Below are 11,580 nucleotides of genomic sequence, written 5' to 3' on the forward strand. Positions count from 1 at the left end.
TCATGCCCCTTACTTCTTCCCCGCTGGCGGCGGCCGGCGACACCACGCACCGGCTGCCACGCTGGATGCACTGGATCGCCCTGCTGCTGCTTTGCGCGGCGTACCTGCAAGGCGGGCTCGTCAAGCTGTCGAACTTCTCCGGCGCGGTGGCCGAGATGCAGCACTTTGGCCTGAGCCCCGCTGCGCCGATGGCCGCGGCCACGATCGCGCTGGAACTGGCCGCGCCGGCCATGATCCTGCTTGGCGTGTACCGCTGGCTCGGCGCGCTGGCGCTGGCCGGCTTCACGCTGGCCGCCACGTTCATGGCAAACCGCTTCTGGAGCGCGCCGCCTGATGCCTACTTCATGCTGATGAACGCGTTCTTCGAGCACCTGGGCCTGGTCGGCGGCTTCCTGCTGGTGGCCTGGCATGACCTGCGCACCCGGAGCCGGGCATGACGCAGGCTGCCGCAAGCTCCTCCGGCAAGTCGTCGGGCTCCTTCGCACCACTTGCCCAGTCGACGTTCGCCGTCCTCTGGGGAGCGACGATCCTCGGCAATATCGGCAGCTTCATGCGCGATGTCGCCAGTGCCTGGCTGGCCACCGACCTGTCGTCGTCGCCTGCCGCAGTCGCCACCATCCAGGCGGCGGCCACGCTGCCGGTGTTCCTGCTGGCGATTCCGGCAGGTGTGCTGTCCGACATCCTGGACCGGCGCCGCTTCCTGATCGTGATCCAGATCGCGCTGGCGGCAGTCAGCGGCTCGCTGGCCTTCCTGTCCTGGCAGAACGGCCTGACGATCGAAATCCTGATTGCGCTGGCGTTTGCCGGCGGTATCGGCGCGGCGATGATGGGGCCGACCTGGCAGTCCATCGTGCCCGAACTGGTGCCCGCCAACACACTGCGCCAGGCCGTGGCGCTGAACGGCCTGGGCGTCAACATTGCCCGCGCCATCGGCCCGGCCATGGGCGGCCTGCTGCTGGCCGCGTTTGGCGCGGCCGCCACCTACTGTGCCGACCTGATCAGTTATGTATTCGTGGTTGGCGCGCTGATCTGGTGGAAGCGCCCCGTGCAACCGAGCGATCCGCTGCGCGAGCATTTCTTCAGCGCCTTCCGCGCCGGTCTGCGTTTCACGCGCGCCCATAGCAAGCTGCATATCGTGCTGCTGCGCGCCGCCGTGCATTTTGCATTCGGCAGCAGCGTCTGGGCCTTGCTGCCGCTGGTAGCCAGGCAGTTGCTGCATGGCGGCGCGGGACTCTATGGCGTATTGCTCGGCGCGGTAGGCGCCGGCGCCATCCTCGGCGCGCTGTCGATGCCCACGCTCCAGAAACGCCTGGATGGCGACGGCGTGATCCTGGTGTCCGCCATCGCAACCGCCGTGGTCATGGCCGCGCTGTCGTTCGCACCGCCGGTCTGGCTGGCACTGCCGCTGCTGCTGGTGCTGGGCGCGGCGTGGATCCTGGCGCTGACCACGCTGGGCGGCGCCGCCCAGGCCATCCTGCCGAACTGGGTGCGCGGCCGGGCGCTGGCCGTCTATCAGATGGTGTTCAACGGTGCGCTGGCCGGCGGCAGCCTGCTCTGGGGCTTCGTGGCACAGGCACTGGGCACGCCCCACGCGCTGCTGATTGCCGCGGCCGGGCTGGTCGTGGCGGCGCTGTTGCTGAACCGCGTGCGCCTGCCGCGTGGCGAGGAAGACCTGGGGCCGTCGCGCCACTGGCCGGAGCCGGAGATGGCCGACGACATCGCCCACGATCGCGGCCCGGTAATGATCCTGATCGAATACTGCATTCCGGCGGCCAACCGCGACGCGTTCCTGCGCGCGGTGCATCACCTCTCGGAAGAACGCCTGCGCGACGGCGCGTTCAACTGGGGCGTCATGGAAGACCCGGCCAACCCCGAGCTGCTGACCGAATGGTTCCTGGTCGAATCATGGGCCGAACACCTGCGCCAGCATCGGCGGGTACCGAATGCCGATGCCGACCTGCAGCGCGACGTGGCCGGCTTCCATGTGGCAAGCGAACCGCCGCGCGTGCGGCACCTGCTGGGCGTGGGACTGCCCGGCACCCCGCGCTGACCCCTGACCTGATATCTGTTGTTGTATTGCGAGACCATCATGAAAATCTACCTTGTTTCCCTTGGCGCCGGCGTGCTGGTTGGCATCATCTATGCCCTCATGCAAGTGCGCTCGCCCGCGCCGCCTGCCGTGGCACTGCTCGGGTTGCTGGGCATGCTGATCGGCGAACAGGTGGTGCCCCCGATCAAGCGCATGATTGCGGGCGAGCCCGTGACCGTTGCCTGGTTCCATTCCGAATGCGTTCCGAAGATCACCGGCACGCCCGGACCCGCCACGCTGACGGCCAAGAATGATGAAAAGACCGATGCGGCGCACTGAAGGGCTGGCCTTGCTGGCGGCTCTGGCCGCCCCCGCATCGGCGCTGGCCGACAGTTCCGTGACGATCTACGGCCGGCTGAACACCGCCATCGAATATTCGCGCGCCAGCACGGCCACCGACGGCACGTCGCTGGGCAGCGTGGTTCGCCAGACCAACTACAGGTCGGTCTGGGGGCTGCGCGGCGAGGAAGGCCTCGGCGGCTCGCTGAAGGCGATCTGGCAGATCGAAAGCAACCTGTCGATCGACAACGGCCAGGGCGGCATCGCCACGCGCAATTCGCGCATCGGCCTGCAGGGTGACTATGGCCTGCTGTTCATGGGGCACTGGCATACGCCGTACACCGAGTCGACCATGGCGTACGACCCGTACTATCCGACCACGGCCGGCTACATGGCGCTGATTGGCAACGGCTCGACGTCCAGCTCCGACAACGTGCAGGACACCAGTTCGTTCGACCGCCGCCAGAAGAACATCGTGCAGTACCGCACGCCGCAGCTGGCCGGCGTCAGCGTCTGGCTGGGCTGGGGCCTGCCCGAGGAGAAGAACACGGTGCCGCGCAACCCGGCGCTGTACTCGGCCGCCGTGGTCTACGACCAGGGCCCGCTGAATGCCACGCTGGCGTACGAGATCCATCAGCACTACCAGGCGGCCGGTCGCAATGACGATGCACTGAAAGTAGGCGTGGCCTACCAGCTGTTCAAGGGCACCCGTATCTCGGCGCTCTACGAACACCTGCACTACCGCACCGACACGGGCGACCTGCAGCGCAACGGCTACTATGCGTCACTGGTGCAGCAGCTGGGCCCGGGCAGTGTGCGCGTGGGCTTTGCGCTGGCCGCCAATGGCACCGGGTCGTCCACCGACACGATCGGTTTCTTCCGCAGCGGACCGGAGACCGGCGCCACCCAGTTTACGGTTGGCTACGACTATCCGCTGTCGAAACGCACGGCGCTCTTTGTCTTCTACAGCCGCATCAACAACAAGAAAAACGCGATCTACGACTTCGCCATCAACGAGCTGGGCGTCAGCGCCGGCGCCGATCCGCAGACGTTCGCCCTGGGCATGCGGCACAACTTCTGAGGCCCGATGCCACGCACCGTGCGTGACTAATACCTTGGTATGGGTTCGCTCCGATTCGTGGCGGAGCGGGCCCGAAGCGAATATCCTTGTCGGTTTCCGCGCGGATCATGGTTGCAGCGTCGGTGTCCGCAGTCGGCGGCACACCGGCAATACCACCGTATGATGTCGAGCCAGGCCCGGCGGGATTATGCTGTGAGCAAGCGGTGACCCCTGTCACCGTTCCAGACTTCTCAAGGATTCCGTGTGACTGCCACCCCCGTGATTGCCATTGTCGACGACGACGCTTCCGTCCGGCATGCCATGGGCAGACTGGTGCGCTCGCTGGACATGACCGCGGAACTCTATGGTGGCGGCCCCGAACTGCTGGCATCCACATCGATCGCCAGCATCGACTGCGTGATCACCGACGTGCAGATGCCCGTGATGAACGGCTTTGCCCTGTGCGAGGCACTGCGCGCCCGGGGGCACCGGATGCCGGTCATCTTCATGACGGCCTTCGCGCAGGAAGGCTACGAGCAGCGCGCCCGCGACGCCGGCGCGGCCTGCTTCCTGAACAAGCCCTTCCAGGATACGGATATCATCGACTGCATCGAGAACGCCCTGCAGATCCGACCCGGAAACTAGGCCCCCAAGGCCGCCCCCTTTCCGGCGCCGCATGATGATGACTGACGAATCCAGCCTGCCGAACCGGCTACAGAACACCCTGCAAGACACCCTCTCCCTGTCGGAGTACCGTTTCGTGCCCTGCGTGCAGGACGGCATCGTGGCGTTCTCGCGCGGCGTGCATGCCCGCACCGGCAACACGCTGATGCTGGCGCACGCGGTGTCCGGGCGCGTGGAGCCCGATGCTGCGCGGCGCATCGAGGCCGAATACGCGCTGCGCGGCCTGCTGCGCGCCGAATGGGCGCTGTTGCCGCGCGCCCTGACCCGCTACCGCCAGGGCGTGGCCGCCGTCTATGACGATCATGCCGGCACGCCCGTATTCGCGCTGCTGGGCCAGCGCATGCCGGTGGCGCGCGTGCTGTCGATTGCGCTGGGCGCCAGCGCGGCGCTGAAGGCCGCGCACGAATGCGGCCTCGTGCATCGGGCCATCACGCCGTGCAGCCTGTTTGTCGATGACACCGGACATTGCCGCATCGGCCGGTTCGGCTTTGCCATCCACGTATCGCAGCCCGAAGCCGACCGCCCCGCCGTAACCTGGCTGGCCGGCGAGGCCCCTGCGTACATGTCGCCCGAACATACGGGGCGCACCCGGCATCAGGTCGATGCACGCAGCGACCTGTACGCGCTGGGCGTCATCGTCTACCAGTTGCTGACCGGTCAATTGCCGTTTGGCGTCCGCAACCCGGACGACCTTGGCGAGTGGATTCACAGCCACGTAGCCGGCACGGCCTTGCCGCCCGAAGCCATCGAACCCGATGTGCCGGCCATGCTGTCGCGGATCGTGCTCAAGCTGCTCGAAAAGAGCCCGTCGCGCCGCTATCAGACCGCGGCCGGCTTGCATGCCGACCTGGCCCGCTGTGCGGATGCATGGCGTGCGCACGGCCAGATCGCGCCGTTCGAAGCCGGCAAACGCGATGTTTCCGCCGACCTGGCGCTGCCGGACAACCTTTACGACCGCGATGCCGAGCTTGCGAGCCTGACCGAAGCCTTCGCCAGCGTTCAGGCCACCGGCACACCGGCCGTGGTGGCGCTGACCGGCGCGTCGGGGGTCGGCAAGAGCACGCTGACACAGGCGTTCACCCAGGCCATCCAGGCGCAGCACGCGTGCTGCGCCGTCGGCAAGGCGGACCAGTTCCGCCAGAACGTGCCCTACGCCGTCTTGGCCGACGCCTTCCGCACGCTGGTTCACCAGATCCTCGGGCTGCCCGAGGAAGCGGTAAGGAACTGGCAGATGCGGCTGGTGCAGGTGCTTGGCAGCTACGGGCAAATCGCCGCGCGCATCGCCCCGGCGCTGCGATTGCTGGTGAACGACTTTCCACCGCCGCCCGCCGCGCAGGGCGCCGATACCGACGTGCACGTCGGCATTGCGATGCGCCAGCTGGTGCAGGCATTCGCGCAACCCGACCTGCCCTTCATGCTGCTGGTCGACGATATCCACTGGCTTGACCAGCCTTCGCTGCAGCTGCTGTCGCGACTGGCCGATGCATCGGCGCCGCTGCCGTTGCTGCTGGTCTGCAGTGCCCGCACCGCCGACGCGCCGGCGCTGGACGCACTGCGCCAGCACGCGGCCGTACAGGAAATCCCCGTGGGCAACCTGTCGTTGGCATCGGTCGCCACGCTGCTCGCGGAGGCACTGCGCATGCCCGAGGCGGCGGTGCAGACCCTGGCGCAACGCGTACACGTCAAGACGCTCGGCAACCCGTTCTTCGTCAGGCAGTTCCTGAAGACGCTGGCCGACGAACGCCTGATCACCTGCTCGCCCCAGGGCGACAGCTGGCAGTTCGACCTGCTTGCCATCGAGCAGCGCAGCTACACCGACAACGTGGCCGAACTGAGCCTGCAGCGGCTGCACCGGTTGCCGGCCGAAACGCGGGACTGCCTGGGCGGCATGGCCTGCCTGGGCAGCCGTTCGCCGGTCACGTTGCTGTGCGACGTCTTTGGCCTGTCCGAACGCGCGCTGCATGCGCGGCTGGCGCCGGCACGCGCGGCCGGCCTGCTCATGCTGGCCCAGCAGGAGTACGTGTTCACGCATGACCGCATCCAGAAGGCCGCCCATGACGGGATCGACGCGGCGACACGCGCCCGGTTGTACCTGCATGCGGGACGCCTGCTGGCGCAATCGATCCGGCACGATGCCTGCGACGACCTGCTGTTCCGCGCCGCAGACCTGCTGATGCACGGCGAAGCGCAGGAGACATCGGCCGACGATGCCCGCATGATCGCCACGCTGTTCCTGGATGCCGCGCGGCGCGCACGCAGCACCGCCGCTTATACGGCGGCGCTGCTCTACGTCGACAGTGGCCTGCGCCGTGCTCGCGGGCCTGGCATGCCGTTACCCGCCGCTGACGGGCTCACGTTCGCGTTGCTCGAGGAACGGGCCCATTGCTGGTTCCTGCAGGGCCGGCTTGACGACGCGCTGGCACAAGCCGTCGATCTGCTGGAACGGCCTGCGGGCCCGCTGCGGCAGGCAGGCGTGTACCGGCTGAAGATCGAAATGCATCTGCGGCGATCAGAGAACGCGCTGGCGGTACAGCAGGCGCTGGAAGGGCTGCATGGCTTCGGCATCGACCTGCCGCCGCATCCGTCCGATGCCCTGTGCGACGCGCTGTACGCCGAGATCCAGCCACAGCTCGATGCCGCGCACCTCGACGGTTTGCTGGCGCTGCCTGAGGTTGCCGATGCCCGCATCGACGCCGCCATGGGCTTGCTGTCGGCGCTGCAGATCCCCGCCAGCTTCACGGACCAGAACCTGGCGTTCGCCACCCTGTGCCAGATGATGCGGCTGACGCTGGCACACGGCATGAGCGCACCGGCCACCGCATCGCTGGCATGGCTCGGCGTGCAGGTGTGCCACCGCTATGGCGCGTACCAGGACGGCTTTCGCTATGGCGAACTCGCGCGCCGGCTGACTACCCGCAAGGGCTACGCCGCGTACGAAGCACGCACGCTGTTGCCGCTGGACCAGCTCAGCGTGTGGACCCAGCCTCTGTCCTATTCGGTCGAGTGCGCACGCGCGGGCTTTGCCGCGGGCGTGACACACGGCGATATCACCACGGCCTGCTACGAGTGCTGCCACGTGGTGGCCGTGATGCTTGTGCGCGGCGATCCGCTCGACGATGTCGAGGCCGAAATCTCGCGCGGGCTGCAATTCGTACGTGCCGCCCGGTTCGGCGACGTGGAGGCCATCCTGCTGCTGCAGCAGCGCCTTGTCGACGGGCTGCGCACTTTGACATGGCAGGACGCCAGCATGGCGGCAGATCAGGCGCCGGCGGCGGAAAGCCTCAGCACGTTCGAGTTCTGGCATGCGGTGTACCGCGCGACCGTCCAGTTGCTGGCCGGCCGCGTGGATGCCGCAGCGCAATGCCTGGACCTGGCCGCCACGTTTGCGTGGTCGGCCCCGGCCCATGTGCATCAGATCGACTTCCACCTGATACGCGCGCTGACCCTTGCCGCACGGCTCGATACATCCCCGGATATGACCGATGCGGCGGCCTGGCAGACGCTGCAGGCCGATGCCCGCAGGCTGCGCGACTGGGCGCAGGCCAATCCGCTGACCTTTGCCGACAAGGCGCTGCTGGTGGAAGCGGAACTGGCTCGCCTGGAAGGCGACGTGCTGACGGCCATGTCGCGCTACGAACAGGCCATCGCCCATGCGGCCGCGCATGGGTTCGTGCAGGTCACCGCCATGGCCCACGAGCGCGCGGCACGGCTATGCGCTGCGCAGGGGCTGGCATCGGCCGCAGACGGGCATCGGCGCCATGCGCGCGACGCGTACCTGCGCTGGGGCGCCATCGGCAAGGCACGGCAACTGGAGGCCGATCACCCGGAGATCGTGGATGCCACGCCGCTCCGCACCTGGCATCTGGGCGCCAGCGCGCAAACGCTTGATGCGGAGAGCGTCATCAAGGCATCGCGGGCGCTGAGCGAGGAGATCCGGCTCGACCGCCTGATCGACAAGCTGATGACGATCGTGCTCGAATACGCCGGAGCCCAGCGCGGCCTGCTGATCCGCATGCGGCCCGAAGGGCCGGTGGTCGAGGCCTGTGCCGACACCACCGCCGACGGCATCCGCGTGCGCATCACCCAGGACGCCGTCACCGCCAGCGCCTTGCCGGTTGCCATGCTCCATACGGCCGTGCGCACGGGACAGGCGGCCATGACGGGTACGTCGATGGGCGCCAACCCGTTTGCGATCGATCCGTACTTCGGACTGACCGGCAGCCAGCCTGACATGGCAGACATCTCCGCCCTGTGCATTCCGATGCTGCGCCACAACGAGGCAATCGGCGCGCTGTACCTGGAAAACCGGCTGGTGCGCGACGCCTTTACGCTGGACCGCACGCGCGTACTGGAACTGATCGCCTCGCAGGCGGCCATCTCGCTGCGCACGGCGCGGCTTTACGACGACCTGCTGGCCGAGAACGAACGCCGCCAGCAGGTGGAACGCGAACTCCGGGCCAGCGAGGCATCGCTGGCCATGGGCGAGAGCGTCAGCCACACGGGCAGCTGGCGCTGGGACCTGAAGCGCGACCGCTTCACGGGATCGGACGAGCTGCGCCGCATCTACGAACTCCAGCCGGACCAGCAGGACCTGCCGTTCGAGGTGTTCCTGTCGCGCATGCATCCCGAGGACCGCGAGATGGTGCGGCACGTCACGGAAACCCATGTCGCGCGGCAGGCCACCGTCCGCGTCGAGCACCGCATCGTGCGTGCCGACGGATCGATCCGCTACCTGGCCGCCATCGGCAAGCCATTGCCCGGCGACAATGGCGAACTCGACTACGTGGGCACCGTGACCGACATTACCGCCCGGCGCCAGGCCGAAGACGCGGTGCGCAGCGCCCAGGCCGACCTGGCCCGGGTGGCGCGCGCCACCACGGTAGGCCAGCTGACCGCCTCGATCGCACACGAGGTGAACCAGCCGTTGATGTCGATCGTGTCGAATGCGGGCGCCAGCCTGCGCTGGCTGGCACGGGCCACGCCCGACATCGCCAATGCGCGCGAAGGGCTGGAGGCCATCCGCAGCGAGGGCCAGCGCGCCGGCGACATGATCCGCAGCCTGCAGGCGCTGACGCGCAACGCCGCGCCGGTGCTGGCGCAGGTGGACATCCACCAGGCCGTCCGCCATATCCTGGCGATCTCGCGCAACGAGATCGACCGGCGCCAGATCGCGCTGAAGCTGTCGCTCGATGCCGAACCCGCGCATGCCTTTGGCGACGATATCCAGTTGCAGCAGGTGATCCTGAACCTGGTGCTGAACGCCATCGACGCCATGAGCGAGATCCACGACCGCCCGCGCGTGCTGCACCTGTCCACGCGCCTGGTCGATGACCAGCTGCTGGAAGTCAGCGTGGCCGACAGCGGGACCGGCATCGGCCCCGACCTTGCCGAACAGGTGTTCGAGCCGTTCTACACCACCAAGGTCAATGGCATGGGCATGGGGCTGGCGATCTGCAAGTCGATTGTCGAAGCGCACCGGGGCCAGTTGCGCGCCGAGGCGCTGGCGCCGCATGGCAGCCGCTTCGCCTTTTCCATCCCGCGACAGCCGTAGCGGCCACAGGCAGGCTCTCAGGTAGCGCGACGGTGGCATGCTTGCATCGTGCGAATCCGGAAGTGCACCCACCGGGACACAAGGTTGGCGGATCGGCCCTGCGTAGGCTAGGTTGAATCTTTCCCTGCCTGGCTAATCCGACAGGCATCCCCTTCCGGACAAGGAGCACAGCATGGCTACGGAAACCGCTGCCGATCTGATCACCTCGGTGCTGCACGGCGCCGGCGTTCGCCGCATCTTCGGCGTCGTGGGCGACAGCCTCAACGGACTGACCGAATCGCTGCGCCAGCGCGGCGACATCGACTGGATCCACACCCGGCACGAGGAAACCGCTGCGTTCGCGGCTGGCGCGGAAGCACACCTGACCGGCAATCTCGCGGTTTGCGCCGGCAGTTGCGGGCCGGGCAACCTGCACCTGATCAATGGATTGTTCGACTGCCACCGCTCGCGCGTGCCGGTGCTCGCCATTGCCGCGCACATTCCAAGCGCCGAGATCGGCCGCAATTATTTCCAGGAAACCCACCCCGAGCAGCTGTTCCGCGAATGCAGCCACTACTGCGAGCTGGTATCCAGCGTGGAACAACTGCCGGGCGTGCTGGAGACTGCCATCCGCGCGGCCGTGGGGCGCCGTGGCGTGGCGGTCATCGTCATTCCGGGCGACGTGGCGCTGCGGGCTGCGGCCACCGCGGGGGTTTCCGCGCCGGCATCGATGACGCTGCCGCCACCGGTGGTGGTGCCTGACACCGCATCGCTGGACGCACTGGCCGACCTGCTGCGCGGCAGCCAGCGCACGACGCTGCTGTGCGGGCGTGGGTGCGCCGGCGCGCACGGCCAGGTGGTACGGCTGGCCGAAACGCTCAAGGCACCCGTAGTGCACGCGCTGGGCGGCAAGGAGCACATCGAATACGACAATCCGTATGACGTGGGCATGACCGGGTTGATCGGCTTCAGCTCGGGCTATCACGCCATGCAGAACTGCGACACGCTGGTCATGCTCGGTACCGACTTTCCGTATCGCCAGTTCTATCCGGAAGGTGCGCGCGTGGTCCAGATCGATATACGGCCCGAGAACCTGGGCCGCCGCACGCGGCTGGACCTTGGGCTGGTGGGCGACGTGGCGGCCACGCTCGACGCGCTGCAGTCCCGCCTGAGCCCACAGGCTGACTCCGCCCACCTGGACGAGAGCGTGCGCCACTACCGCGATGCCCGCAAGCAACTGGACGACCTGGCTACCGGCGACAGCGGCCGACGCCCGATCCATCCGCAATACCTGGCCCGGCTGATCAGCGAGCAGGCCGCCGAAGACGCCATCTTCACGTTCGACGTGGGCACGCCCACCATCTGGGCCGCGCGCTACCTGCGCATGAACGGCCGGCGCAGGCTGATCGGCTCTCTGGCGCATGGGTCGATGGCCAATGCGCTGCCGCAGGCCATTGGCGCGCAGGCGGCGTTTCCGGACAGGCAGGTGGTGAGCCTGTCCGGCGACGGTGGCTTCGCCATGCTGATGGGCGACTTCCTGACGCTGGTGCAGCAAGGGCTGCCGGTCAAGGTGGTGATCTTCAATAACAGCGTGCTGGGCTTCGTGGCGCTGGAGATGAAGGCGTCGGGCTTTCTCGAAACCGGCACGTCGCTGCAAAACCCCGATTTCGCCGCCATGGCACGCGCGGTGGGCGTGCATGCCCAGCGCGTGGAAGATCCGCGACTGCTGCCCGAAGCCGTGGCGTCGATGCTGGCGCACGACGGCCCTGCCCTGCTCGACGTGGTGACGAACACGCAGGAGCTGGCGATGCCGCCTGCACTGAAGGCCGAACAGATCAAGGGCTTCAGCCTGTGGGCGCTGAAGGCGGTCATGAACGGCCGTGCCGACGAACTGGTCGAGCTGGCAAAGACGAATCTGTTGCGATAGGCGCTGGCAAG

Annotated in this window: 7 protein-coding genes; all 7 read left to right on the forward strand. The window is 67.7% G+C overall.

The window, feature by feature from the left end; translation table 11 throughout:
* Positions 1 to 2: 2 nt before the first annotated feature.
* Complete coding sequence (locus ACOABP_RS22555) at positions 3 to 437, forward strand: DoxX family protein (RefSeq protein ID WP_474230409.1); 435 nt, start codon at positions 3 to 5, stop codon at positions 435 to 437.
* Complete coding sequence (locus tag ACOABP_RS22560) at positions 434 to 2,050, forward strand: MFS transporter (RefSeq protein WP_474230411.1); 1,617 nt, start codon at positions 434 to 436, stop codon at positions 2,048 to 2,050. The genes ACOABP_RS22555 and ACOABP_RS22560 overlap by 4 nt, the downstream gene beginning before the upstream one ends.
* 39 nt (positions 2,051 to 2,089) lie before the next feature.
* Positions 2,090 to 2,368 (forward strand): XapX domain-containing protein, encoded by a 279-nt coding sequence (locus ACOABP_RS22565; protein ID WP_066741022.1) that lies wholly within the window; start codon positions 2,090 to 2,092, stop codon positions 2,366 to 2,368.
* Positions 2,355 to 3,449 carry a porin gene (locus tag ACOABP_RS22570; protein ID WP_474230412.1) on the forward strand — a complete coding sequence of 365 codons (1,095 nt, stop codon included), beginning with the start codon at positions 2,355 to 2,357 and terminating at the stop codon, positions 3,447 to 3,449. The genes ACOABP_RS22565 and ACOABP_RS22570 overlap by 14 nt, the downstream gene beginning before the upstream one ends.
* Before the next feature lie 243 nt (positions 3,450 to 3,692).
* A complete protein-coding gene (locus ACOABP_RS22575; protein ID WP_474230414.1) occupies positions 3,693 to 4,073 on the forward strand; it encodes a response regulator transcription factor in 381 nt (126 codons plus the stop codon).
* 31 nt (positions 4,074 to 4,104) lie between these two features.
* Complete coding sequence (locus tag ACOABP_RS22580; protein WP_474230416.1) at positions 4,105 to 9,663, forward strand: trifunctional serine/threonine-protein kinase/ATP-binding protein/sensor histidine kinase; 5,559 nt, start codon at positions 4,105 to 4,107, stop codon at positions 9,661 to 9,663.
* 172 nt (positions 9,664 to 9,835) lie between these two features.
* Positions 9,836 to 11,569 carry a ubiquinone-dependent pyruvate dehydrogenase gene (poxB, locus tag ACOABP_RS22585; protein WP_474230417.1) on the forward strand — a complete coding sequence of 578 codons (1,734 nt, stop codon included), beginning with the start codon at positions 9,836 to 9,838 and terminating at the stop codon, positions 11,567 to 11,569.
* Positions 11,570 to 11,580 lie beyond the last annotated feature (11 nt).

The sequence above is a fragment of the Cupriavidus sp. HE11 genome (genome assembly GCF_056097175.1).

Bases quoted from the DNA above. Each gene is read 5' to 3' on its own strand.
- ACOABP_RS22565 (WP_066741022.1), top strand. From the start codon at position 2,090: ATGAAAATCTACCTTGTTTCCCTTGGCGCCGGCGTGCTGGTTGGCATC.
- ACOABP_RS22555 (WP_474230409.1), top strand. From the start codon at position 3: ATGCCCCTTACTTCTTCCCCGCTGGCGGCGGCCGGCGACACCACGCAC.
- ACOABP_RS22570 (WP_474230412.1), top strand. From the start codon at position 2,355: ATGCGGCGCACTGAAGGGCTGGCCTTGCTGGCGGCTCTGGCCGCCCCC.
- poxB (WP_474230417.1), top strand. From the start codon at position 9,836: ATGGCTACGGAAACCGCTGCCGATCTGATCACCTCGGTGCTGCACGGC.
- ACOABP_RS22580 (WP_474230416.1), top strand. From the start codon at position 4,105: ATGATGATGACTGACGAATCCAGCCTGCCGAACCGGCTACAGAACACC.
- ACOABP_RS22560 (WP_474230411.1), top strand. From the start codon at position 434: ATGACGCAGGCTGCCGCAAGCTCCTCCGGCAAGTCGTCGGGCTCCTTC.